The organism is Sorangium sp. So ce185 (assembly GCF_051526825.1).
GTDB lineage: Bacteria > Myxococcota_A > Polyangia > Polyangiales > Polyangiaceae > Sorangium > Sorangium cellulosum_D.
In genome coordinates this window covers 5770455-5796238 of record NZ_CP150316.1, presented here as the reverse complement: position 1 = coordinate 5796238, position 25784 = coordinate 5770455, and the positions used below count along the sequence as shown (strand labels likewise).

The following is a 25784-nucleotide window of genomic DNA, read 5'->3' as shown; positions in this document are numbered from 1 at the left end:
CGCGACGCGAGGGCCGCTCGCTCACGGCGCGAGCAGGAGCACCTTGACCTGGCTCGGCACCACGGAGACGGCGGGGCAGTTCGTGGAGTTCGTGATCGTCATGCTCGTCAGCCGCGTGGCCGGGATGCCGCCGGCAAGCACGGTGAACGACGCGGTGACGTGGCGCGACGGGCCCATCACCATGCCCGAGGCGACCCCGAGCGCGACGCCCGGGTTGTCGCCGTTCGTGAGCGGCACGGTGGTCGCCAGGTTGTGCGCCGGCGTGCACATGAACAGCACGTTGTACGCGGCCGGGATGCCCATCGGCTGCATGGAGATGTTGGGATAAGGGATCGGCGTCGGGGCCGGCATCGGCGTGAGGCACACGTCGGGGAAGCCGAGGGACATGCCCATCATCTGCGTGTTCGCGAACATCTCGTGTCCTCCGTCCTCTCAGCCCAGGTGGATCTGGGGGCCGTCGATCTTGGTCAGCCCGCCGCTGTTCACGAGCGTCGCCTCCGCCTTCACGTGGAACGCGGACCGCGCCTCGAACTCCACGTACTCCGCGCGCACCGTCTCGGACCGCGCGATGAAGCGGTAGGCCCGGTCGAGCCGCTGCACCAGGCGCTCGGCGACCGTCTCCACCGACTGCGCCACGGTCTTCACGCGGTCGACCTGCGCGGTGACGCTGTCGCCGAGGAGGCTCAGCGCCCCGAGCACGACCTCGGCGCGCCCCGCCGAGACGCGCGCGGCGCCCGCCGCGATCACGGCCTCGCCGGGCGTGAGCACCTCCACGCCGTCGCGCCCGCTCACCGAGACCCTGCCCGCGGCCGCGGCGATCTCGAGGTCGCCCTCGGCGGAGAGCCGCGCCGGCGCGTCCTCGTCGCGCTCCAGCACCGCGAGCACGTGCGAGCCGCGCTCGTGGTGCGCCACGAGGACCTCGTCGCCGAGCGCCGGGTCGAGGAGACAGCTGGCCGCGCGCCGCGCCTCGAGCTCGCCGGAGCTCGATCGGACGCGCAGGCAGCGGCCCGACACCCCCACCACGGTCGCGACCTCCTGTTCAGGCAACGCGAGCTTTCTTGCCAGATTGTCTCTCATCGGTACCTCCTTGCTGCCTATCGACTCTCCGAGCGCCGCTCCGCCGCGCTCAGCTCCTCGTCGTCGCCGAGCGCCGCGGACCGGCTGGTGAACTGGGTGTCCTGCTCGCGCGTCCGGTGGAACCGCGCGCGGAACAGCTTGCAAAGCGAGAAGTCGGCCCTCGTGAGGTCCGCGTAGGAGAAGTCGGCGTACGTCAGATCGGCGCCGGTGAACGTCGCGCCGATGCAGCTCGCGCTCTTGAAGATCGCCTGGTACGCGCTCGCGCCGTCGAGGCCCGCCGCGTCGAGCCGCGCCTTCACGAAGAGCGCCTGGTCGAGCTTCGCCTTCGCGAGCGACGCGTTCGACAGGTTGGCGTCGGCGAAGAGGGCGCGCTCGAGGTTCGCCTCGTCGAGGCGGGCGCCCACGAGGGACGCCCCCTTGAAGTTGGTCTGCACGAGCCGCGCGCCCCGGAGGTCGCAGCCGCCGAGATCCGCGTCCATGAGCTGCGCGAGCGTGAGGTCCATGCCCGAGAGGTCCTGGCCGGTGAGCTTGCTGCCGATCAGCATCGTCTTGTCGAGGCGCGCGCCGCGCAGGCTCGCCGTCGTCAGGTCCGCCTTCAGGAGCGCCGTCTGCAGCAGGTTCGCGCCCTCGAGGACGATCCGCGGGGCGTCGGCGTCGACGAGCGCGGCGCGGTCGAGGTTCGCCCCCTTCAGGCTCGCCTCCTCGAGGCGCGGCTTGACGAGGCTCGCGATGGTCAGGTCGGCGCCGTCGAGGCAGGACCGCGACAGGTCGGCTTCCACCAGGCTCGCGGCGACCAGATCGGCGCCGCGCAGGTCGGCCGCGAGGAACGTGCACTGGTCGAAGGTCGCGTGGCGCAGGCGCGCGCCCGGGAGCCGCGCCCCCTCGAACCGGCAGTCGGCGAAGACCGACTCGTGGAGCTTCGCCGAGGTCAGGTCGGCCCCCCGGAACGACACGCGCTCGAACACGGCGCCGGAGAGGTCGGCCTCGCGGAGGTCCGCGCCCGTGAGGTCCTCGTCGGTCACCGGCTCCGCGTTCGCGACGCACGCGAGGAGATCGTCTCTGGTCATCGCTTCCGCCTCGGGAACAGGGTGCGGACGACGTGGGCGTCCTTGAAGCTCGTGCGCGCGTCGCCCTCGGCGCCCATCAGGTTCGCGCGGAACAGGTTCGCCCGCTGGAACGACGCGCCGGGCACCTTCGCGCCCTGCAGCATCGCCTCCATCAGGTTCGCGTCCGAGAGCTCGGCGTCGGCGAGGTCCGCGCGGATGAGCCGCGCGTCCCGGAGGCTCGCGCCCGCGAGGCGCGCCTCGCGCAGGCTCGACTCGCTGAGGTCGCACCCGTCGGCCCGGACGGCGGAGAGATCCGCCTTTGCCATCGCGGCGCCGCGCATCGTCGCCAGGGCGAGCTCCGCGCCCGAGAGATCGGCCCCGCCGAGCTCGCACCCGAGCACGAGGCGCAGGTTGTTCGCCCGGGCGCCCCGGAGCGACGCGCCCTCGGCGCGGGACTCGACGAGCGCCGCGCCCTCGAGCACCGCCTCCGCGAGGCTCGCCCCCGCCATCCGGCACCGGTAGAAGGTCGCCTTGCGCAGGCTCGCGCGGTCGAGCTTGGCGCCCTCGAGGTCGCACTCGAAGAAGAGGACCTCGTCCGCGAGGGCGCCCTCGAGGTCCCCCCTCGGCAAGCGCGCCTCGAGCAGGTCCGCGCCGCGGAGGTCCGCGCCGCGGAAGACCGCCTCCTCGAGCGCGCCGCGCTGCAGGACCGCCCTGGCGAGGCGCGCGCCCCCGAAGTCGGCGCCGCGCGCCTGCGCCTCGCCGAGGTTCGCGCCGTCGAGCGTCGCGCCCGCGAGGCGGACGCCCTCGAGGTTGGCGCGCGCCAGCACGGCCCCGGACAGGTCCGCGCCGGACAGGGTGCAGCCGCGCAGGTCGGCGCGCTCGAGCAGCGCCTGCTGCAGGGCGGCCCCGGACAGGTCGAGCCCGCGGAGGTCCGCGCCGGTGAGGTCCCAGCCGGTCATCACCGCGCGCGCGCCGGAAGCGAGCGCAGCCTCGACGCGGCCGCGCAGATCCCGCCGCGTCTCGGCGTCCGGGATGGCCGCGGGCGGCAGGTGGTGCGCGGTCAGGCGGTAGGCGACGAGCTGGGCCTCCTCGAGCTTGCGCAGCCTCGCGAGGAACGCGGGGTCGTCGAGCTGCGCCTCGAGCTGCTCCAGCGGGGCGCCGAGCTCACGGCCCGCCTCGGCGGTCTCGCGCATGCGGGCGATGTGCTCGTCGACGCGGAACCGCGGCGGCCCGCCCTGCTCGCTCTTCGACCGCTCGATGATCTCGTCGAGGTTCAGGCCGTGCTCGGCGAGCTCCTGGCGCGCCACGGCGAGCGCCTCCTCCTGCTTGGCCTTGGCCTCGGCCTCGATGCGGGCTGCCTCCGACTCGACCCGCTCGACGTAGTCGGGCAAGTCGTCGAGCCGCGGCGGCGCCTCGGGCGGCGGCAGCTCGCGCGGGACGCCCTTCTCGTCCGGATCGATGCCGAGCGCCCGCAGGGACAGGCGCGCCTTCTCCAGCTCGCGCCGCGCCCGCTCGTGCGACCGCCGCTCCAGCACGCCTTCGCGCTGGAGGAGGTCCTCCATGTCGCCGATCTTCTCGTCCGGCAGCGCGGGCGCGCCGGGGTCGGGCTCGGGCAGGAGGTCGCGGTCGCGGAACGCCACGAGGGCGCCTTTCTTCTTGTCGAGGCGCTGCGAAAAGATGGCCTGGTAATGCTCCTTGGGGCGCGGCGCGCCGCGGCGCTCGAGCGCCGCGAGCAGGCACTTCACGTCGTGCGCGTCGTCCTCCTCGACGCGCGCGACGCCGCGGAAGATCGCGATCATGCGCGCGACGTTGGGCAGGAGCACGACGGTATCGAGCCGCGTCGCGACCTCCTCGAGGGGGACGTCGCCCGCGGCGCGCGTCAAGAAGCAGCGCGCGGCGAGCGCCGTCACGCGGCTCGTCAGGGCGGCCTGCTCGGGGTGGAGGTGCTCGAGCGCGATCGGCTCGTCGCCCTGGAAGAACCCGGGCAGGCGCTGGTCGGGCGGCGCCGCCATGAAGTACTCGGGGTCGAGGTCGCGGGCGAGGCCGGGGAAGTCGTTCTCGAGCCAGGCGGCGTCGTACGTGCCCGCCTTGTCCACCCGCCCGGGCCAGGTGGGGTCGAGCGGGCCGAACGCCGCGGGCGGCGGGCGATCGTTCGGCGACTTCACGAGGCGCTTCGGGTCCTCGAGCTGGGGGAGCGCGTGGATCTTCTTGCCGTTCTCCTCGGTCGGCGCGAACCCCGTCCCGAGCGGGTTCGCGGCGAACCCCGGCCCGCCGAACGCCTTGTCCCAGCCGAGGGCGAGCTCGGTGAGCGGCTCGGGGTCGGTCGGCACGCCGCGCTCCCAGCGGCGCTTGCCGACGACGTACACGACCTTGTCGATGGGGCCGACCTGGACGCGCGCGCGGAACGCCGGGCGCGGCTGGCCGCCCGCCGAAAACGCCTTGCCGAAGACCAGGACCTCGCCCCGCGGCTTCGGGAGCCCTTCGTCGAATGCGGCGTCCTTGCCGAGCTGCTTCGCGACCTCCTGCCACATCGCGATCTCCGGGAGCGGGAGCTCCGGCGCGTCGAGCGGGACATAGGCCGTGAGGCCGAGGGCGAGGAAGCGCTCCTGCTTGAGCTCGAACACGCGCTGCAGGATCGAGACGCGCTGGGGTTTGATGACGCGCATGGAGGATTCGAGGGCTCGGGGGGCTCGTTCAGACCGGAAGAGGGCTCATCGCTTGGGCGCGCCCGTGAGGCGGCGCGCGGCGTACGCGCGCGAGAACGTCGCCCACGTCACGTCCGGGTAGATGAGCCCGGGGTCCTCGGCGTCGATCTTCACGCCCACGGGCCTCCCGGGCTCGACCTGCGACAAGGAGCTCGTGTTGAGCTCCCATTCCGTCGTCGCGGCGTACGCAGCCCCGCTCGAGGGGCGCACATCGAGCCGGAGCTCGACGAAGGCCATGGCGCCGCCTTCGAAGGTGGTGAGCGTGCGGCTCGACGACACCGTGGCCTGGGCCGGGGTGGCGCGCGCGATCCTCTGCGTCAGCTCGGCCATCCGCTCCCTGCCCTTGGCGATGAGCGCATTTTCGCCCCGGAAGACGAAGAAGAGGATGGCCGCGATGACGATCAGCGGCACGAGGACGGCTGTGAGAGCGATGACGATACCCATGTTCCTGCGCGCGCTTTCCTTGGCCTGCATGGGGCGCTAGATCGAGGCTCGCGAGATCGAACCGCGCAGGCGGCCCGGGAGAGCTCCGTCCGGCGCGCTAGCTGAGGACATGGACGTTCGAGAGGGAGAAGCGGAGCGAGCTCATCGCGAGCCTCGCCGGCATGTGCTCGATCCGCGCCTTGACCTCCTTGAGCTCGATCGGGCGCACCGTGATGTCCGCGGAGTTGTTGATCGTGAGCGAGGCGCCGAACTTGTATGCCATCGCGACGCCGGCAGTGATGTCGAACTTGGCCGCGTAGGTCGCCGTGAAGGCGGCCGACAGCTCCAGGGTCGCCTTGAGGCCGATGAAGGTGGAGACGGCGCCGCCGACGGCCGTGGTGACCGAGAGCCCGAGGAACGTGTCGCTCTTGAACCCGCCCGTGACGTTGACGTTGTTCGAGACGAAGAGCTTCTTGAAGGGACCGTAGGTCTTGAGCTCCTCCGCGCCCTTGATCTGCCCGACGCGGTTGCCGTCGATGTACTCGATCATGTTGCTCTTGACCCGGACCTCGCACTCGTCCTGCGTGTCGAGCGTGAGCTTGCCCTTGCTCTTCACGGTCGTGGTCCCGGCCTGGGTGTCGACGAGCGTATTGCCCGCCTTCGTGGTGACGGTGGTGTCCCCGGTGTTGACGTTCACCGTGTAATTGCCGGTCTTCACCGTCGTCGTGGTGTCTCCCTCGACGTTGGTCACCATCGTGGCCGAGTCGACGTCGGTGAAGAGGTTGCCGCTCGTGACGTGGAGCCACGTGTCGCCCTTGACCTCGGTGTACGAGGTGCCGGTCTCGACGTAGAGCTCGTGGATGCCGGACTGGACGTGGGTGATCCAGTTGTCCTTGATGGTGGCGTTCCACGACCCGCCGCCGTTCTGGCCCACCGTCTGGTCGAACGTCTTGCCCGCGTCGAGGAGCGTGTTGTCGTCGGTCTTGACGATGAGCTCGTGCCCGTCGTTGGGAGAGCCCATGCGCACGTAGGTGTTCGAGTACGGGGTCGACAGGGTGACGCGCTGCTGCCCGGCCTGGTCCTCGAGCTCGAGGCGGTTGCGGCCGCCCGTCTGGATGACGTTCTTCGTGTGGTTGCCGCTCGTGACCGGGCTCGGCGTGAGCGCGTTCGGCACGACGCCCGAGATGACCGGCCGATCGGGGTCGCCGCCGAGGAAGCTCAGGACCACCTCCGTGCCCCGGCGCAGCGGGAAGTGGAAGCCCTCGATGCCGCCGCCGTGGGGCTGCATCATGCGCACGAAGGTCGAGGCCTTCCCGCTCTTCAGGTTGCTCTCGTCGAACCTGAACTTCACGTTGTAGCGGCCGAGGTCGTCGATCTGCGCGTACTCGCTCTCGGCCGGTCCATCCACCGTGCCGTTCTCGTACCCGTAGATGCGCGGCCACGGCGTGCGGGACTCCGCGCGAAACTGCGTCTTCAGGGGGATGGCGGTGATCTCGGCGAAATAGACGTCCTCGTGCTGCAGGTCGAGCAGCTCGCGGAGCTGCGTGGACGCCGCCATCTGGTTGCCCTGGTGGCGCACCTCGATGGTGAGGTATCTCGCGTTGAACGCCGCGCGCGGGTGGTCCTCGAGCTCGAACGTGTAGCCGGATCGGAGGTGCGTGCGGGTGCCCGTCCCGTGATACAGCACCTGCCGCGCGAGCATCTCCTCGGCGCGGATCTTCGCGAGCCGCTCGCCCGCCGCCGGCGTGAAGAAGCGCTCCCCGTACAGGTTCACCTCGCCCGCGCCGTTCGGCGACACGTGGGCCGAGCCAGCGACATTGAGGTTGGGCCGGGCGTAGTCGTAGTCCTTGAGCTTGATCATCGCCGGCAGCGTCGTGTGCTGGCAGGTGAAGGACCGGAACGACGCGCCCGCGGTCACGTCGTGACCTTCCTGGGGATGGTAGCGGACGGGCTCTCCGATCGCGTCCTCTTCATAGCTGGTGGCGTCGCAGAAGATGACCTTGTCGCCGTCCGGCGTGTGCTCGAAGAAATAGAAGATGCCCTCGCGCTCCATCCACCGCGAGAGGAAGTCGAGGTCGCTCTCGCGGTACTGGCAGATGTGCTCCTCGACCTCGTAGCTGCCGAGCCGCAGCTCGTACTCGTCGGCGGCGATCCCGTTCTCCTCCAGGACGGCCTTGATGACGTCGGGCACCGATTGCCTGGTGAAGATGCGGCTGTGCCGGGAGAGGCTGAGCAGCCAGAGCTTCGGGACGAGCGCCGCGCGGAGCAGCGTGCGGCCCTCGGTCTCGTGCAGGATCGAGACGTTCGCGAAGATGCCGGAGAACACGAAAGGTGGGAGCTTGTCGGTGACCCGATCCAGCACGAGCGAGGCCTTGGCGCCCACCGCGTCGGAGAGGTCGAACGACTCCGCGTCTTGGCCCTGGAGCTGGAGGAAGATCTCGATCTGGTACGGGCGCGAGATGGCCTCGATGCCGCGAAAGCCGACGACGCGCGTGGTGGCAGGGAGCACGCCCGAAGAGATTGTGATGAGATCCATGGCATTCACCTGCAACTTTCGAGGGCACGCACCGGGGATCGCGCGACGACCGCGGCCGCCTGACGCCCCGGGGAGAGCTCATCATGCAACTAGACAAAAATTGGCCGCAAGGTCAACTCCTGGAAAGTTCTCCTGGATCGCCTTCGGACGGCGGGATCTCGACGAGGGAGCGGAGGATGGCGCCGCTCGACTTCGCGCTCTCGAGCTTGACGCCATAGACGTTGGCGCCCGCGAGGTCCGCGTCGCGCAGGTCGGCGCCCTCCACGCTGGCGCACGGCAGCTGCGCTTCTTTGAGCTTCGCCGCGCGAAGGACGGCGCCGGAGAGGTTGGCGCGCGAGAAGCCGGCGCGCGAGAAGTCGGCCTTGCTGCCGTTGATGCCGGCGAGGTTCGCCCGGTCGAAGGTGGCCTCGATGAAGCGCGCCTGCCGCAGGTCGGCGCCCTGCAGCGACGCGCCGGCGAAGGTCGCGTTCGAGCCCTTCGCGAAGGAGAGATCCGCGCGATCGAGGATCGCGGAGGAGAGCTGCGCGCGGTCCAGCGTGGCGCGGGAGAGATCGGCGCGCGTGAGGTCGGCGGCGTCGAGGCGCGCGTCCGTCAGATCCGCGCCGCGCAGGTTGGCCCCGGCGAGGCGCGCCGCCGAGAGGTTGCACCGGGCGAGGGTCGCGCCGGCGAGGTTCAGGTGCTCGAGCGACGCTCCGTTGAAATCGATGCCGTCGAGGTCGAGGCCCGCCAGCTCCAGGTCGTCGAGCGGCCCGCGGCTGCGCAGTCTAGCGAGCAGCGTCGCGCGTGTGCCCCGGGCCCCGGCGGGAGCGTCGAGGTGCGGCGGCAGCGCGGCCACCCCGGCGGGAGCGTCGAGGTGCGGCGGCAGCGCGGCCACGCCGGCGGGAGCGTCGAGGTGCGGCGGCAGCGCGGCCACCCCGGCGGGAGCTTCGAGGTTCGGCGGCAGCGCGGCCTCGGCGCGGGCGAAGGGCATCGCGAACGGCACGGAGTCCGGGGCCCGCTCGGGACGCGGCGCCGGCGCCGGCACGAACGGCAAGCCGGCAGGCGGCGACGGCTCGGCGCCGCCTGCCTGGGGCGGGGACATATCGAACGGCGGCGCGGACGCGCTCACCGTGGCGTCCGCCGTCTCGCCGAGCAGCGGATTCAACGGCATGAAGCGCACCGGGCTCCAGGGCGCCCCGGGGAGCGCGGTCCCCTGGGGCGCAGGCGCGCTCCGGGGCTCGGCCAGCGCGAAGGGCGCAAGCGGGCGGGACCGGGGCCTCGAGGGGTGGCCGTCGGAGGTCTCGCCCTCCTGCTCGTCCCCGGCGAGCGTCAGGCCACGACCGCCCCCAGGTGCGCTCCCGGCGGGGGGCGCATCGCGCGGCGCGAGGGGCGACGACCGGCCAGAGCGTGGAGAGGGCCACACGAGCGGCACCCCCGGCATCTCGACGCCCGCGGCCACGCGCATCCGGGCCAGCGTGTCGCCCGGCGCGAGCGCGGCGCTCCCGCGCCAGACCATCGAGCAGAGCAGGCGATCCGCGTCGATGGCCAGCGTGTCGGCGACCAGCTCGACCGGCTGTTCGTGGTCCTCGCCCCCCGGCCCGCTCCGGTAGAGCCGCGCGACCCCGCGCGCCGGCGGCAGGCTCGACCGGAACCACGGGTAGTGCGGATGCAGTCCTTCGAGGTAGATCCACGCGCCGCCGCGCAGGAAATCGAGCTGCTGGTCCGCGGGCGCGGCCTGGAAGTAGCGGAAATCGAAGCTGCCATCGAGCGCCGGCACGGGGGCGTCGGGCTCCTGGCCCTGCTGGAGGAAGCACCGCCGCGGGGCCCATGTCCGCGCGATCGGACCGAAGCCGGCCGGCCGCGTCGCGTCCGCCGGATCCACCAGGTTCGGCAGCGTCGCGCCGAACCCCACGCCCACGGGGTTCGTCTCGACATGCGGGCCGCCGTACGCGCGCTCGTACACGATCGGGATGCGGGCGAACGGGCGTGGGCTCGGCGCCTCGCGCGTGCGGTCGCCGTAGACGTGGAGCACCTTGTTGAGGATCCAGCGGTCGTCGCCGAAGAGCGCGACCCGCACCGAGAGCGCGGTGACGGTCGTCCCGGCGGGCGCCGAGGCGTGTCCGCGCACGAGGACCCCTGCGCTCGGGAGGTAGGGTGCTGTCTCGCAGGCCTGTTCGAGGCTGCCCCACCCATCCCGAGGAACGTCGGCGCCGACGAGAGCCGCCGGAGCGGCGAGCTCCGCGGTGCGCTCGTGGACGAGGGAGAAGGTGGCCTTGACGATGACCGTGAGCCGCTCGGCGCCCTGCATCCGCCACAGGACGGCGCCGCACGAGGCCGGCGTCAGGGTGGCGACAGGGAGGGGCCAGGGCGACTGCACGAACGAGCTCTCGAGCCCCGCGCGCCTCGACCGCGACGGAGGGCTCTTGGGCCGTGTAACGTACCGTGGCACGCCTCGCGGATGCAAGCGGGCGCAGCGAAGGTGAGGTAGGTCGCCTGTCCGGATCGCTCCAGGTAGGAGCGTGTCGTTCCGGAGACCTCGCCGCGAGCACACCGGCCCAGTCGAGGGGCGAGCGGACTCGACGCGATAGCGAGCGACAGAGGCGCGCTGGCCCCCGCGCGTCGCACGCGTCTCCGTCGACGCGCGTCACGCTCGACGCCCGTCGACAAGCGCCTTTCCCAGGCCGCATCCAGGCCGCATCCACGTCGCGCCCGCCCCGCCGGCATTGACATTACGGCGAGCGACCCTCGATTGCCACGTTCCGCGCTTCATCTCGGAACCTTACGATTCGCGCATCAATTTTCCCATTATTTATTCAACAAAAGCATCGGTGTCCACGATTGACAGCGCGAGGAAGTTCTCGATAGGGAACAACACCTCATTTACGGGTCACCATGCGTTTCTATGCCGACCTTCACGTGCATTCGAAATATTCGCGCGCCACGAGCAGCGATTGCGATCTCGCGCACCTGAGCTACTGGGCTCAGCGCAAGGGCATCGCGGTGCTCGGCACGGGGGATTTCACCCATCCGGCGTGGATGGCCGAGCTCCGCGAGCGCCTCGTGCCCGCCGAGCCCGGCCTCTTCCGCCTGCGAGACGACCTGGGCCGCGTCGTGTCGGAGCGTCTCCCTGGCGCGTGCCGCGGGGAGACCCGCTTCATGCTCTCGGTGGAGATCTCGACGATCTACAAGAAGGGAGATCGGACGCGCAAAATCCATCATCTCCTCTATGCGCCGGACTTCGAGGCCGCGGACCGGATCGTCCGCGCGCTCTCGAAGATCGGCAACCTGACCGCCGACGGGCGGCCGATCCTGGGGCTCGATTCGCGTCACCTGCTCGAGATCGTGCTGGAGTCGGGCGAGGGCTCCTACCTCGTGCCAGCGCACATCTGGACTCCGTGGTTCTCGGTGCTCGGCTCCAAGGCCGGCTTCGACGCGGTCGAGGAGTGCTACGGCGATCTCGCGCCGCACATCTTCGCGCTCGAGACCGGGCTCTCGTCCGATCCCGCGATGAACTGGCGCATCTCGGGGCTCGATCGCTACCGGCTCGTCTCCAGCTCGGACGCGCACTCGCCCGCGAAGCTCGGCCGCGAGGCCACGGCGTTCGACGCGCCGCTCGATTACTTCGCGATCCGGCGCGCCTTGGAGACCGGACAGGGCTTCGGCGGCACGGTGGAGTTCTTCCCGGAGGAGGGCAAATACCACCTCGACGGCCACCGGAAGTGCAATGTCGTGCTGTCGCCGGCGGAGACGCGGGCGCGCTCCCTCGCGTGCCCCGTGTGCGGGCACCCGGTCACCGTGGGCGTGCTGCACCGGGTCGAGGAGCTCGCCGACCGCGAGGAGGGGGTGCGCCCCGAGGGCGCGAGCGAGTTCCGCAACCTGGTGCCGCTGCCCGAGGTGCTGGCCGAGCTCCACGGCGTTGGCGCCTCCAGCAAGGTGGTGCAGCGGAGCTACGACGGGGTGCTGTCGCGGCTCGGCCCCGAGCTGTTCCTCCTCGGCGACGCCCCGCTCGACGAGATCGAGCGCGCCGGGACGCCGCTCCTCTCCGAGGCGATCGCGCGGATGCGCGAGGGGCGCGTGATCCGCGACGCCGGCTACGACGGCGAGTACGGCGTGATCCGGGTCTTCCAGCCGGAGGAGCTCACGCAGCGCCGCGGGGGCGGGCTCCTCTTCCAGCCCGAGCCCGCGGCGCCGGAGCCGCCGTCCGCGCCGGCGCGCCCTCCCGCGCCGCCGCGCGCTTCCGACGCGTCGCGGCCGCCCCCGCGCCGCGGCCGGGCCCCCGCCGAGCGCGCGCCGGGGCCCGCCGGCGAGGCGTCCCTCGGCGCGCCGCCCGGCGGGGGGCCCCCGGGCGGCGCGGCGCTGCTCGACGGGCTCGACCCGGAGCAGCGGGCCGCGGCGGAGCTCACCGAGGGCGCGGTGCTCCTCCTGGCGGGGCCGGGCACGGGCAAGACCCGCACGCTCACGCACCGGATCGCCCACCTCGTCCTGGATCTCGGCGTGCCGCCGGAGCAGTGCCTTGCGATCACGTTCACGCGCCGGGCCGCCGACGAGATGCGGGAGCGGCTCGGCGCGCTGCTCGGCGAGGCCGGCGGCCGCGTGCCGGCCATGACCTTCCACGCGCTCGGCCTCTCGCTGCTCCGCGAGCACGCGCAGGCCGCGGGCGGCGCTCCGCCCGGGATCGCCGGCGAGCGCGAGCGGCTGGCGATGCTCGCCGCGGCGCTCAACGTCCCGGAGCGGCGGGCGGCCCGGCTGCTCGCCGACATCGCCGCGCTGAAGCGGCGCTACCCGCGCCAAGCCGACGCGCCCCGGCCGCAGGAGGGCGCGCCGGCCGAAGGCAGCGAGATCGACCGCCACCTCGACCGCGCGTGGAAGGTGTACGAGGACGAGCTCGCCGCGCGCGGGCTCCTCGACCTGGACGATCTCGTCGGCCATGCGGTGCTGCTCCTCGAGGCGCAGGGCGACGCGCTCGCCGCGGCGCGCGCGCGGGCCCGGTATCTCTCCATCGACGAGTACCAGGACATCGACGAGCGCCAGTACCGGCTGGTGCGCGCGCTGGTCCCGCCCGGCGGGAACGTCTGCGCCATCGGCGATCCGGATCAGGCGATCTACGGTTTCCGCGGCGCGGACGTGGGCTTCTTCTTCCGCTTCCAGCAGGACTTCCCGGCGGCGCGCGTGGTGCGGTTGAAGCGGAATTACCGCTCGTCGCGCCCGATCGTCGAGGCGGCGCTCCAGGTGATCGCGCCCTCGCCGACGCTCGGCGCGCGGGAGCTCCTGCCGAGCGCGGGGGGCGTGGAGCTCGTGGCGGTCCATGAATCGCCCACGGAGGCGGCCGAGGCCGAGCGCGTGGTGCACACCATCGAGCGGATGCTCGGGGGGTCGACGTTCTTCTCGATGGATAGCGGGCGGGTGGACTCGCCTGCGGCGGGCGGCGAGTACTCCTTCTCGGACTTCGCGGTGCTCTACCGGACGGAGGCGCAATCCGAGCCGCTCCGGGAGGCGTTCGCTCGCTCGGGCATGCCGTTCCAGCGGCGGTCGGAGCGCCGCCTCGTCGAGCGCGCGGCCTCGGAGGCGCTCGCGCGGGCCCTGGCCGGCGCTCCGCCGGGGCCGCTCGCGGCGCGGCTCAAGGCGGCCGCGGCGCGGCTGCGGGAGGAGGTCGCGCAGCCGGCGGTGGACGGCGCGCCGCCCGCGGAGGGCGCGGCGCGCCTCGGCGAGGCCGACGTGGACGCGGCGCTGGAGCTGCTCTTGTCGCTCGCGGAGCGCTGCGGGGGGGATCTCGACCGATTCTTGATCGAGCTCGCGGTGAGCACCGAGATCGACGCGTGGGATCCGCGGGCCGACCGCATCTCGCTCCTCACGCTGCACGCGGCCAAGGGGCTGGAGTTCCGGGTGGTCTTCCTGGTGGGGTGCGAGGACGGCCTGCTCCCGTTGCGGTTCCCCGGCAGGGAGGAGACGGACGTCGCCGAGGAGCGCCGGCTCTTCTATGTCGGCATGACGCGGGCGCGAGAGCGGCTGTTCCTCACGCGCGCGATGCAGCGCGCGCGGCACGGCAAGGTGGTCGAGACCGAGGTCTCGCCGTTCGTTCGCGAGGTCGAGGAGCGGCTGCTCCTGCGAGCCGGTCCGTCGCCCGAGGCGCAGAAGAGGCCGCGCGCGGCGGCGGATCGCCAGATGAAGCTGTTCTAGGGCAGCGCTCGCGCCGCGCCTGAACAGCGACCCCGACGACAAGAACCGTCAGCGCCAAGGACGCCAGAGGACCCGAAGATCCGCTCTTCGGCGTCCAAGACGGATCGAATCACCATCTTCTTTATGGCGATCAGCGCGCCTTGAGGTTCAAACCGCGTCGAGCACCGCTAGCAAGCGTCCTCGTCGCTTGTCCCCGCGGTCGCCCCCAACGAGGCGCTGCGCGACGGTCGCCCGACCAGCTGCGCGACGGTCGCCACGAAGCGACCCGGCTCCAGGGGCTTCGCGATGTACTCGTCATACCCGCCCTCGATGGCTCGTCGCCGGTAGTGCTCCCCCGCGTAGGACGTCACCGCGATCGCGTGGATGCTGCGGACCTTCGGGTCGACGTGCCTGCGGACCGTGTCGATGAGCACGTAGCCGTCGCGCCCCGGCATTCCGATGTCGCTGATCATCACGTCGAACGCTCGCGAGGAGAGCTGCGCGAGCGCCTCCTCAACCGACGCCGCGCACGCGACCGTCGCTTCCGTCCCGGTGAGCATGTACGCGAACAGCTCCCGCGTATCGGCGTCGTCGTCCACGATGAGCACGCGCACGTCGCGCAGCGTCACCTTCGTTCGTGGAGCAGGCTGCCTCACGGAGTCCGCCGCAGGCTCGCGGAATGGCAGCGTCACCGTGAACGTCGCGCCGCGCCCCTCGCCGTCGCTGTCGGCCGCGACCGTGCCTCCGTGCGCCTCCACGAGGTACCGCACGAGCGATAGTCCTAGCCCGAGACCTCCGTGCTTGCGCGTGGTGCCCGTGTCCTCCTGACGGAATCGCTCGAAGACGTGCGGCAAGAACTCGCGCGCGATGCCCTGCCCGGTATCCCGAACGACAATCCGCCTCTGCCCGCCGGCACGCTCGAGCCATACCTCGACCCTCCCGCACTCGGGCGTGAACTTCACGGCGTTGGACAGGAGGTTCCAGGCGACCTGCTGAAGCCGCGCGGGGTCGCCGGTCGTCCTGCGCGCGGAGTCGTCGATGCGCAGCGTCAGCTCGATCCTCTTCGCGTCCGCCGCAGGGCGGACGGTGTCGAGCGCCGAGCTCAGGATCTCGCCGAGATCGACGATGCTGACGCTGACCCGCAGCTTTCCGGTCACGATCCGCGACACGTCGAGGAGATCCTCGATGACCTTCAGCTGCACTGCCGTGTTCCGACGGATCACCGTCAGCGCGTGCTTGACGGTCGCCGCGTCTTCCGGGACGCCGTTGGCGATATGCGACCATCCCAGGATTGCGTTGAGCGGCGTCCGCAGCTCATGAGAGAGGACCGCCAAGAACTCGTCCTTCAAGCGGCTCGCCGCCTCCGCCGATGCTCGGGCTGCTCGCTCCATCTCGAGGACGCGCTCGCGCTCGGCCTCGGCGCGCTCGCGATCGGCCAGCGCTTGCCGCAGCGCGCCCTCGAGCTCCTCGCGGTACTCGAGCTCGCTCTCCAGCGCTCGCGCGCGCTGCTGGAGCACGCTGATCTCCCGCAGGCGGGCGTGCTCGTCGAGCTGCGTGTACCTCTCGGTGGGAATCACGTGCGCGTGCGTGCTGCAGACGTCTCGAAACCGCGATCCGTGCGCATCCGTGCGGAAGCCGCCCATCGCGTAAGCGCATAGGAGGGCGATCGTGCCGTCGCTCACGATCTCGTTCCAGAGCTCCTCCAGCCGGATGGCCGCGTCCGGGTTCGCGTCGCGCCACAGGACGTCCACCATCTCCCCGTAAGCGCGCACGGTCACCCCGTCGCGTGCGCGCCGGCTCTGCTCAATCAAGCGGCGGATCGTGCCCCGGAAGAGCTCGGGATCCGGCATCGCGCCGATCATGAACGTGGAGAGCGTCTCGGACGCGTCCAGGAAAACGACACGACCCTCGGCGCGAAGCGCGTCGAGCTCGGACCTCGCCGACGCCAGGCGAGCAACGAACGCGTCGCGATGCGGCTCCGTGGCAATGACGAGGAGCGGCTGACCGGCGTCCAGCCCTTCCATCAGGAACGCGGTGACCCTCTCAGCCAGAAAGGTCTCGCTCTCGTAGAACTGGACAGCGTGGTTGGGCACGTCGAACGGCGCGACGCGCGGGCCGGTGACCGCGACGTCACCGCGCGACAGATCCATGTTCATCCGCATCGTGGCCCTCCCCATCCTGGGATCGATCGATCGCGATCCCAGGACGCCAGCGGAGCGAGCCAGGCGCTTTCGTGACCGCTCGTAGGTTACGGTATGCGATCCCGCGTGACAACCACCTTTCCACAATCGTCAGCGTCAGATTCGCAGCCTTGCCGCGACAGGGCGGAAAGCGCGCATGAACTGAAGAGAGCGCGGCGCGTTCGCGGCGACCGAACCGGGCCGGGATGAGCTATTTCGGTGAACTCGGCGAGGGACGAGCAGGAGCCCCCGCCTCAGCGCCGTGAGCTCGCGGTTCGCCGGAGCGCCGCGGCCTCGCCTACTTGCGCGCGCCGCCGAGCCGCTTCTGGCTCGCGCACGCCGCCTTGTCCTGGGTCCGCGAGCACTGCTCCGCGTAGAAGGCCCGCGCGCGCTCCTTGTCCTTCTTCTCCAGGAGCTGTCCGAACGCGTCGCACGCCTTCTTCTCCCCCCACTGCGAGCACGCCTTCTCGTACAGCGAGAACGCCCGCTCCGGATCCGCCGTCACCCCGTCCCCGCGCTGCCAGATCTCCGCGGCCCGCAGGCAGCCGCCCGAGCCGCACACCTTCTCGTAGAGCGCGGCGGCGCGCGCCATGTCCTTCGGAATGCCGGTCCCCTTCTCGTACATCCCGGCGAGGCTCATGCACGCCTCGGCGCCGAAGCCCTTCTCCGGGCAACCCTTCTCGAAGAACGAATAGGCCTTCGCGACGTCCCTCGGCACGCCGTCGCCCTCCGCGAAGACCGCGCCCGCGGCGTTGCACGCGCGCATGTCCCCCAGGCTGCAGCCGCGCCGGTACGCCGCGATCGCCTTCACCCCGTCCTTCGGCGCGCCCTGCCCCTTGCGGAGGATGTCCCCGAGGTCGACGCAGTCCTCGGCCTGGCCCCCCTCGCACGCGCGCTGGAGCACGCCCACCGCCACCGCCACGTCCTTCGCCGCGAGCTTCCCCTCGATGAGCATCTTGCCCAGCGCGCTGCAGCTCGGCCCGTACCCGAGATCGCAGCCGCGCCGGAGGAACGCGACGGCGCGCGTCGCGTCCTTCGGGAGGACCGCCTGCGGGCCCTCGCTCAGGTACCACTCGGCCGCGCTGAAGCACGCCCAGCCGTCGCCCATCTCGCACGCCTTGTCGGCGAACTCGCGCACCTTCGCCCGCCCCGCGGTGTCCGGCGGCACCTTGGCGCTCTGGATGTCGCGCAGCTGCAGCCGCGCCCGCGCGTAGCAGGCCTGCGTCACGCCCGCGCCGCACGCCTTCTCGAACAGCTCCGCCGCCCTCGCGTCGTCGCGCGGCAGGTCCTTGCCGCTCAGGTAGTGAATCCCGAGGTGATAGCAGCTGCCGACGTCGCCTTTCCCGCACTGCGCCGCGCACGCCCTCGCGTCCGCGGGCTCGCACAGGTGCGCGGGCGTGGCCGCCGGCGGCGAGCACTTCGCCCCGCTCCGCACCGTCCCGACCGGGCACGAGCTCGCCAGCTTCGGGAGCTCGTCCTCGGCCGGCTTCGCCGCCGGCTCGGCCGTCTCTGCCTTCTTCGCCTCCAGCGGGACGAGCTCCAGGCGAAGCGGCGCATGGCAGCGGTCCGTCGGGGCCTGCGCGTCGGGCTTCGCGGCCCGGCACGCCTCGATCTCCCCTTCCCGGCTCGCGGTGCCCCCCTGGTTCGACGCCGCCGCAGGCCCGACCGCCGCGAAGACCTGATCGACCGTCCGCGCCGCGCCGCGGCTGCCCGGCGCCATCGCGAAGGCCCCGAGGAGCGCCGCGCGCACGAAGTGCGTCGCGCCCTCGCAGCTGCCCGAGAGATCCTGCGCCGAGGCCGACGTCACCGTGGTCGCCATCTTCCCTGCGGGCACGAGCGCCACGTCGAACGCGGCCGTCTGGTTGCCTTCGATCGCGGTGCTGAGCGCCGGCGCGCCAAACGGAACGTTCGCCTGCATCTCCGCAGGATTTGTTAATTGAATCACATTTTCGTTCCGGCTCACGCCCGCGTAGGAGTAGGTGCCTGGGAGCTTGCACTGGGCGAGGAGCTTCAACGTCGTGCAGTCGTAGGAGACGACGGCGACGCCTTCTTTCATCGCGAGGCCGAGATCGGAGCGGCGGGTCGTGAGCCAGTCGACGATGAGCGGCTCGGTGTGGCCGATGGCCGGACACCCGCCGGTGTTCTCGCCGGCGCTGCTCGCGGGCAAAACGGTGGGCCGGGGCGGGTGCACGACCACCTCGGGATCCAGGCCCGGTCCACAGGCCGTCGCTGCGAGCGAGAGCCCAACCACGCACATGTCGAAGGCGCGCTTCATCGGGGCGACAGAACCATGAGCCGTGGGGTCCGGTCAATATGGCGAGCGCGGCAGCGCGCCCGTACGCCGGCCGCGCGGTCCGTGCCGGGCTATGCTCGGCGCGCCGCCCGCGCCCGGAGCCTCCATGAGCACGTCCAGGTCCCAGGAGAGACTGCAAGAGAGCCAGAGCCTGGTGACTACCCTGCTCGAAAAGCAACGCGTCATCGAGGCCCTGACGCACAAGCAGGAGAGCAAGAACAAAGAGCTGATCGAGTCGCTGGTCCACCGTCAAAATCTCGCCCTGCTGCAGAGGAAGCTCAGGGATCTGCACCCGGCGGATCTCGCGCACATCATCGAGGTGCTCCCCCAGCCGGACCGGCTTGTGGTCTGGGCTGAGCTCGAGCCCTACCACGCCGCACAGGTGCTGCTCGAGGCCTCACCGTCGGTGCGCGACTCGCTCGTGGCGGAGACGGAGCGGGGCCGCCTGGTCGCGCTCCTCGGCCAGCTCGACCCCGACGATCTCGCCTACATCAACGAGTCGATCGATCCGGAGATCGTGGCGGAGGTGTACCAGTCGCTGGACGCGCGCGAGCAGTCGCTGTTCCGGTCGACGATCGCGTACCCGGACGACTCGGTGGGCCACCTGATGAGCCCGGAGCTCGTCTGGGTGCGCGACAGCTGGGATATTGCGGGCGCGCTCGAGGAGGTGCGCCGGCGGGCCGAGCTGCCGTCGCACACGGAGGCGCTGTTCGTGGTCGACGTGCGCAACGTGCTCCGCGGCACGCTCTCGTTGAAGGACCTGCTGCTCCGCCCGCCGAGCGCGCGCGTGAGCGCGGTGATGTCCGCGGACGTGGTGAGCTTCACGCCGCGGGATCGGGCCAGCGACGCGGCGAAGGCGTTCGAGCGGTACGACCTCATCGCCGCGCCGGTGGTGGACGAGCGCGGCAAGCTGGTCGGCCGGCTGACCGTCGATGTGGTGATGGATTTCCTGCGGCGGCAGGCGCAGGGCGAGGCGTTGCGGCGCGCGGGCCTGGCGGGCGAGGAGGACTACTTCGCCCCCGCGTGGACGAGCGCGAGGAACCGCTGGCTCTGGCTGTTCGTCAACCTGCTCACGGCGTTCGTGGCCTCGCGGGTGATAGGCCTCTTCGAGAGCACCATTCGGGATCTCGTGGCGCTGGCCGCGCTGATGCCGATCGTGGCGAGCGTCGGCGGCAACACCGGCAATCAGACGGTGGCGCTCGTCATCCGTGGCCTCGCGCTCGACCGCATCACGCGGGCGAACGTGCGTCATCTCCTGCAAAAGGAGCTCTTCGTGGGCCTGATGAACGGCGCCGTCTGGGGCACGCTGGTGGGGCTCTCCGCGATGGCCCTCTACGGCAGCGTCCCTCTCGGTCTGGTGATGGCCGCGGCGATCCTGCTCAACCTGGTGGTGGCGGCCATGGTCGGCTGCATGGTTCCGATCGTTCTTCAGCGCCTGGGCCGCGATCCGGCCCAGGGTTCCAGCGTCCTGCTCACGTTCACCACGGACAGCATGGGCTTCTTCATTTTCCTCGGCCTGGCCCGTGCGTTCCTCGTCTGAGCCTGTGCCGTCGGATCGCGCTACGCTCGCGTCATGGATGCCGTCCCTGCCCCGCCTCGCCCGCTCGTCGCGATCCGCTACTGCCCGAAGTGCCGTTGGCTGACGCGCGCCGCCTGGCTTGCTCAGGAGCTCCTCATCACGTTCCCCGACGAGATCGACGTGCTCCTCTCGCCGGGATCGAGTGGCATCTTCGACGTCACGCTCGACGGCGCCCTCCTCTTCTCGCGCTCCACCGCCGAGCGTTTCCCCGAGCCCAAGGAGCTGAAGCAATCCATCCGCGACCGCATCGCCCCCGACCGCCCCCTAGGCCACTCCGACCGCTGACCCCCCGGCCCTCCCGCGCTCCTCAATCACCTCTTCTACATACAAAATAAAAATGTGGCGCCCAGCGGCGGTCGCCCGCACAGGAGACGGGCCCAGATCGGCGTTTTCGGCGCACAGGCGTACTCTTGTACGCCGAGCACCGAAAACGTCGAGATGGGCCCGTATCCGAAGCGGGCGCCCGCCTCAGATATCGAAGTCGAGGATGCTTGCGTCTAGCTCGGAGCCGCCGACCGCGGGCGGGCCCTGGGACGGCGAGGCGACGCGCAGCCTGGGCGCCTCGATCGCCACGCGCTGGCCGCCGGCGACGCTCTTCGTCAGGAACACCGAGCCGCCCACCACGCTCCCCTGCCCCAGCACCGTCTTTCCGCCGAGCACGGTGGCGTTCGCGTAGATGGTGACGTCGTCCTCCACCGTGGGGTGGCGCTTCAGGCCGCGCGCGCCCCGCGAGTGCTGGGGCAAGGACAGGGCGCCGAGCGTCACGCCCTGGTAGAGCTTGACGTGCGCGCCGATGTCGGTGGTCTCGCCGATGACGACGCCGGTCGCGTGATCGATGAAGAAGCTGTCGCCGATGTTGGCGCCCGGGTGGATGTCGGCGCCCGTCCGCGTGTGCGCCCACTCGCTCATGATCCGGGGCATGAGCGGCACGCCGAGCAGGTACAGCTCGTGCGCGACCCGGTGCACCGTCACGGCGAGCAGGCCCGGATAGGCCAGGATGACCTCGTCCATCGAGGCCGCCGCCGGGTCGCCGTCGTAGGCCGCCTGCACGTCGAGCAGGAGGCGCCGCCGGACGTCCGGCAACCGGCTCACGAACGCCCGCGCCACGTCGCGCCCCCGCTGCCGGCACTTCGGGACGTCGAGGCGCCGCGCGTCCACCGTCTCGTCCTGGAAGCAGAGGCAGCGCTCGATCTGCCGCTCCAGCTTGTCCCGCAGGTTCGAGACCAGCGTGCCCACGTGGTAGAGCAGGTCCTCGTCCGACAGGTCCTGTCGCCCGTGGTAGCCCGGGTAGAAGATCTGGAGCAGGAGATCGATGATCTCCGTGATCTCCTGGCGCGACGGGGTGAAGCGCTTGTTGATGTGATGCCCGCGCGGATCTTCGCGGTAGCTCGCGATCAGCGCATCGACGATGCCGTGCAGGTCGCCCGACGCCTGGGCCGAGGCACCATCACATTCCTTGCTCACGTCGACCTCACGAGGCCTTCATCGCCTCGATCTCCGCGAACATCCCTTCGAAGAGGGGCCCGGAGAGGTACCGCTCGCCTGCGTCCGGCAGGATGGCCACGATGGTCTTGCCCTCCCACTTCGGATCCCGCGCGAGCCGGCTCGCCGCGACCATCGCGGCGCCGCAGGAGACGCCGCACAGGATGCCCTCCTCGCGCGCCAGGCGCCGCGACATGGCGATCGACTCGTCGTTGGAGACCGCCTCGACCTGATCCACGAAGGAGAGGTCGAGGTTCTTGGGGACGAAGCCGGCGCCGATGCCCTGGATCTTGTGGGGCGACGGGGTGAGCGGCTGGCCCGCGAGCGTCTGCGCGATGACCGGCGAGTGGACCGGCTCCACGGCCACCGAGTGCAGCGCGCGGCCGCGGACGCGCTCGAAGTAGCGGCTGACGCCGGTCAGCGTGCCGCCGGTGCCCACGCCCGAGACGAGGACGTCGACGTTGCCGCCGGTGTCGTCCCAGATCTCCGGGCCGGTCGTGGTCTCGTGGATGGCGGGGTTCGCCGGGTTCTCGAACTGCCGCATCAGCACGTAGCGGCTGGGGTCCGAGGCGGCCAGGGCCTCGGCCTTGGCGATGGCGCCGTTCATCCCCTGGGGGCCCGGCGTCAGGAGGAGCTTGGCCCCGAGGGCCACGAGCACCTTGCGCCGCTCCATGCTCATCGTCTCGGGCATGGTGAGCACGCACTCGATGCCGCGCGAGGCGGCGGCGAAGGCCAGCGCGATGCCGGTGTTGCCGCTGGTCGCCTCGACGATCGCCTTGCCGGGGCCGAGCGCGCCCCGCTTCTCGGCCTCCCAGACCATGGCCGCGCCGATGCGGCACTTGACCGAGTACGCCGGGTTCCGCCCCTCGATCTTCGCGAGCACGATGGCGCCGCCGCCGTCGGTCACCCGGCGGATGCGGACGAGCGGGGTGCGGCCGATGCTCTGGGTGTTGTCTTCGTAGACGCGGGGGAAGTTGGTCATGGGGGCCCGTGCGGGTGGGAGGAGGGGAAAGGAGATCCAGAGGCGCCCCGCGCTGTCAAGGCCCACGTTCGCCCCGCCCCTCGCCGCCCCGGATTTCCAAAGCGCGGCGCGGCGTTGCCCGGCGCGCCCCAGCGCCCGCTCGCTCGCCGGGCGCCCGCGCGACGCGCGACCGCTCGCGGGCCGTTGGACGTGCAACCGATGGACGTGCAACCGACCCGTTGGACATCCAACGGCTTGCGAGGCCCAGCGCGCGAGCGCTCGCGCGCCACGGGCGCCGCGAGCGCCAGACGGGTGGACGTCAGTCGGTTCATGGCCAGTTCACACCGTCAGGCCGCGAATTCGAGTACGCGCGAAGCGCGGTAGACGCAAAGTAGACGCAAAGGCGTTCGGTCGCAAAGTAAGGTGATTGCCTGAGGGCTCGGCTGACCATCTCCATGGTACGACGCCGGACCAGGTCCACCTTCTTGACGCGCGCGAATGCGAGCTTAGCTTGCTGAATTTCGCGCTTGCCCTTCGTGGCATGGGCCTCGCATCATGGCTGAGCATGTTCCCCGCAGAGCCCGATCGCGCGGAGGTCCAACTGCTTCACGACGAGGATGAACCCACTTTAATTTTCCGCCGTCCCCCCGCATCGCTTGCGGGCATGGCGATGCCGGTCGGGGCGGCGGCTCCGGTCGATGCGACGCTAGTCGAGGCGGCTCCGGTCGAGGCGGCGCCGGTGCGGCGTTCCATGTCGCGCCTGATCGCGCTGAGCGCGGGGGCGGGCCTGGGCTTTGCGGCGGTGCTGGGCGCGCTCGTCTCGCTGCAGCTCGGGGCTGCGGGCTTCGATCTCCGCGGGGGCTCGGCGATCCAGCCCGCGGCGGCTGCGGCGGCTGTCCTGCGCTCCACCGGGGCGGCGGCGCGGGTCGAGGCGCGGGCGAAGGCGGCTGCGCCGGTCCAGGCGCAGGCGGAGACGGCTGCGCCGCTCATCGATCTCGACGACCGTGCCGACGCGACGCTCGATCGCTCGGCGGTGATCCCGATCCCCGACGGGATCATCACCATCCCCTCGTCGTTCTCCTCGGCGGATGGGGCTTACGACCTGGTGGTCCATTTTCACGGGATCAACGATGTCGTCCAGACGGGGTTCGAGCGGGCCGGGCTCAACGCGGTCGTGATGATCATCAACATGGGCATCAGCTCGGCGGCGTACGAGACCCGGTTCTCGATCCGCTCCTACCTGCCGGTGCTCCTCGCGAAGGCGCAGACCGCGCTCGAGGCGCGCGGGCTGCGCGACGCCCGGCTCAGGCGCGTCGCGCTCTCGGCGTTCAGCGCGGGGTACGGCGCGGTTCGCGGGCTCCTGAACCAGCCCGGGTTCACCGACAAGGTCGACGCCGTCCTCCTCCTGGACGGCATCCATACCGGGTACATGCCGATCGACCACAGCCTGGACATGGAGCGTCTCAAGCCGTTCGGGCGCTTCGCCGAGCTGGCGGCCGCCGGCAAGAAGCTCATGTCGATCACGCATTCGGAGATCATCCCGGTGGGCGATTACGCCGGCACGCACGAGAGCACGGACGCTCTCCTCAAGCTCACGGGGGCGCAGCGCTCGCCGAGCGCCGGCGCCGATGCGCAGGCGGTCTATGACCTGACGGGGACGTCGGGCGAGGCGAAGCCCCGGTTCGCTCCGCTGTCGGAGGCGCACCGGGGCGCGTTCCACGTGCGGGGATATCCAGGCACCCAGAAGCCGGATCACGTGCGACATCTCACCCGGATGGCGGAGACGGCCGTGCCCGATCTGGTGCGCCACTGGAGCGAGACCCCCGCGCGGTGACGGGCGGAGAGCGCGTGCTGGGCGCGCGCCATCGACGAGAGGGTGGGTTACGGAGACGAAGTCGGTTTCATTTGAGAATTCGTCTTGAGGTCGGTTCGGCGCGTCAATTCCGAGCGCCGTGGAAAGAGGGCGGCCAACGGACCACGTTGAGCCAGCCTTGGAGTTGGCTCCCGCGATCGTGATCTGCTACCGCGCGGCGCGATGGGTCAGCCGGACCTGTTTCGCCAAGCGAACGTTCGCCGAAGAGACGGAGCGCCTCACCGGAGGCGCCATCACCTGGCAGGATCCACCGGAGATCCGGCTCGAGAAGGTGCAGAGCGACGGCCTGCTCCTGATCCATCGCCCGGATCTCCTGGAGCACCTGACGGCGCCGTGGCCCGAGGCGCGGAAGCACGAGGAGGTGATGGTCGAGCTGAAGCTCGCCGGGGATCACGTGGATCGGAGGGCGATCGAGAGGGCTCTCTTGCGGCGCCAGGCGAGGCAGTTGCAGCGGGTCGAGGAACAGGAGCCGGCGCCGTCCTGGCTGGGCCACGAGCCGCTCTGGATGGTCGCGCCGCACGTGCCGGAGTGGCTGGGACGGGTGTACGCGCCCGTGCGCTTCGCGCCCGGCTGCTACCGGGTGGAGCCGCTGGGGCACTGCCTGCTGTGGGTGGCGGCGAACGAGCTCCCCCTGCGGGACGAGCTGATCGCGTTCCTGGTCGCCCGCTCCGGTCGAGCCCTCGACGAGTTCGGCCGCTGGGTCGCGGGACGCCGGCCCATCGAGTGGGTGCTGGCCATGCTAGAGTACCTGGCGATGTCAGCGACGACGCGTGAGGAGCTCCTGTGGCGGTTCGGCAAGGCCGAGGACCCGGAGGTGGAGGCCCGGCGGCAGCGCATCCTCGAGGTGCTGCTCGAAGCGAGCCCGCAGGTCCAGAAGCGGCTGATCGAGAAAGGCGTCGAACAGGGCATCGAGAGGGGCATCGAGAAGGGCATCAGCAAGGGACGGCTGGCCGAGGCGCGCGCTGCCCTGCGACGCGTGCTTGCACGCCGTAAGATCGAGCTCAGCCCCGACGACGACGCTCGCATCGAGGCGTGTGTCGACCTCCCGACACTGGAGCGGTGGCACGACCAGGCCATCACCGCGGCGAGCGCCTCGGAGGCGCTGCTGTAGCTCAGCCCGACGTGGCGCAACGCCGCTCCTCCCGATGAGCGCGGCTCGACCGCCCGCATCGTCTCGGCACGGCGAGCCGAGCGCCCATGACGGTACGATGAGCGGAGAGCACCAGCACGGCTGGGGACGCTCCCTCGCCGAACCTCAAGCCCATCCCGTTTCAGCTGAAGCGTCCGCCATCCCTGAGCAATTGTTTAGTCCAGGCGCGTGACGAGCGTGGAAACCCATCGCCGTCCGGATCGCATGTATCCCGCGACCCAGTGCGTCTCGCTGCCCAGGAGCGCAATCCACGCGCCAGGCGCGTCGCGAAGCCGCGAGCGTGGCAGTTCGCCTCATTCTGGGGCGCGTATGCCGAGCTCAGCTAGACACGCGACGAGATTAAG

General features: G+C 71.2%; 16 protein-coding genes. 5 read left to right on the top strand and 11 right to left on the bottom strand.

Going from position 1 to position 25784, the window contains the following annotated elements:
• Positions 1-21: 21 nt before the first annotated feature.
• From WMF26_RS21155 to WMF26_RS21125, 7 genes are all read right to left on the bottom strand, one after another.
• Entirely contained in the window at positions 22-414 is a 393-nt protein-coding gene (locus tag WMF26_RS21155) for a DUF4150 domain-containing protein (protein ID WP_061627573.1), read from the bottom strand.
• An 18-nt stretch (positions 415-432) separates the two neighbouring features.
• Positions 433-1077 carry a DUF3540 domain-containing protein gene (locus WMF26_RS21150; protein WP_437338861.1) on the bottom strand — a complete coding sequence of 215 codons (645 nt, stop codon included), beginning with the start codon at positions 1075-1077 and terminating at the stop codon, positions 433-435.
• Positions 1078-1094: 17 nt separating this feature from the next.
• Positions 1095-2144, bottom strand: a complete 1050-nt coding sequence (locus WMF26_RS21145; RefSeq protein ID WP_437947996.1) for a pentapeptide repeat-containing protein — start codon at positions 2142-2144, stop codon at positions 1095-1097.
• On the bottom strand, positions 2141-4789 hold the full coding sequence (locus WMF26_RS21140) for a DUF2169 domain-containing protein (protein ID WP_438001813.1): 2649 nt from the start codon (positions 4787-4789) through the stop codon (positions 2141-2143). The genes WMF26_RS21145 and WMF26_RS21140 overlap by 4 nt, the downstream gene beginning before the upstream one ends.
• A 45-nt stretch (positions 4790-4834) precedes the next feature.
• Complete coding sequence (locus tag WMF26_RS21135; protein ID WP_438001812.1) at positions 4835-5272, bottom strand: hypothetical protein; 438 nt, start codon at positions 5270-5272, stop codon at positions 4835-4837.
• Positions 5273-5369: 97 nt separating this feature from the next.
• On the bottom strand, positions 5370-7787 hold the full coding sequence (locus tag WMF26_RS21130) for a type VI secretion system Vgr family protein (RefSeq protein ID WP_438001811.1): 2418 nt from the start codon (positions 7785-7787) through the stop codon (positions 5370-5372).
• 112 nt (positions 7788-7899) lie between these two features.
• Entirely contained in the window at positions 7900-10143 is a 2244-nt protein-coding gene (locus WMF26_RS21125) for a DUF2169 domain-containing protein (protein WP_438001810.1), read from the bottom strand.
• A gap of 515 nt (positions 10144-10658) precedes the next feature.
• On the opposite strand from WMF26_RS21125, the gene WMF26_RS21120 reads away from it, so the two are divergent.
• Complete coding sequence (locus tag WMF26_RS21120) at positions 10659-13943, top strand: UvrD-helicase domain-containing protein (protein WP_438001809.1); 3285 nt, start codon at positions 10659-10661, stop codon at positions 13941-13943.
• Positions 13944-14110: 167 nt separating this feature from the next.
• On the opposite strand, the gene WMF26_RS21115 is transcribed toward WMF26_RS21120, so the two are convergent.
• Both WMF26_RS21115 and WMF26_RS21110 read right to left on the bottom strand, forming a co-directional pair.
• A complete protein-coding gene (locus WMF26_RS21115) occupies positions 14111-16099 on the bottom strand; it encodes an ATP-binding protein (RefSeq protein ID WP_438001808.1) in 1989 nt (662 codons plus the stop codon).
• 301 nt (positions 16100-16400) lie between these two features.
• Positions 16401-18020 (bottom strand): SEL1-like repeat protein, encoded by a 1620-nt coding sequence (locus WMF26_RS21110; protein WP_438001807.1) that lies wholly within the window; start codon positions 18018-18020, stop codon positions 16401-16403.
• A 481-nt stretch (positions 18021-18501) separates the two neighbouring features.
• Between WMF26_RS21110 and mgtE the strand changes: the two genes are divergently transcribed.
• The gene (gene mgtE / locus WMF26_RS21105) at positions 18502-19935 is read left to right on the top strand and encodes a magnesium transporter (protein WP_437947988.1); all 1434 of its coding nucleotides are present in this window, start codon (positions 18502-18504) and stop codon (positions 19933-19935) included.
• A 33-nt stretch (positions 19936-19968) separates the two neighbouring features.
• The gene (locus WMF26_RS21100) at positions 19969-20259 is read left to right on the top strand and encodes a SelT/SelW/SelH family protein (protein WP_438001806.1); all 291 of its coding nucleotides are present in this window, start codon (positions 19969-19971) and stop codon (positions 20257-20259) included.
• Between the two features lie 183 nt (positions 20260-20442).
• Here the strand turns inward: WMF26_RS21100 and WMF26_RS21095 are convergent, their stop codons facing one another.
• On the bottom strand, positions 20443-21438 hold the full coding sequence (locus tag WMF26_RS21095) for a serine O-acetyltransferase (RefSeq protein WP_437947986.1): 996 nt from the start codon (positions 21436-21438) through the stop codon (positions 20443-20445).
• A 7-nt stretch (positions 21439-21445) separates the two neighbouring features.
• Positions 21446-22438 (bottom strand): cysteine synthase A, encoded by a 993-nt coding sequence (gene cysK / locus WMF26_RS21090; RefSeq protein ID WP_438001805.1) that lies wholly within the window; start codon positions 22436-22438, stop codon positions 21446-21448.
• A 490-nt stretch (positions 22439-22928) separates the two neighbouring features.
• Here cysK and WMF26_RS21085 point away from each other — a divergent pair, with 490 nt between their 5' ends.
• Together WMF26_RS21085 and WMF26_RS21080 are read left to right on the top strand one after the other, a co-directional pair.
• Positions 22929-24251, top strand: a complete 1323-nt coding sequence (locus WMF26_RS21085; RefSeq protein WP_438001804.1) for a hypothetical protein — start codon at positions 22929-22931, stop codon at positions 24249-24251.
• Between the two features lie 157 nt (positions 24252-24408).
• On the top strand, positions 24409-25401 hold the full coding sequence (locus WMF26_RS21080) for a hypothetical protein (RefSeq protein WP_438001803.1): 993 nt from the start codon (positions 24409-24411) through the stop codon (positions 25399-25401).
• The last annotated feature ends 383 nt before the right edge of the window (positions 25402-25784 follow it).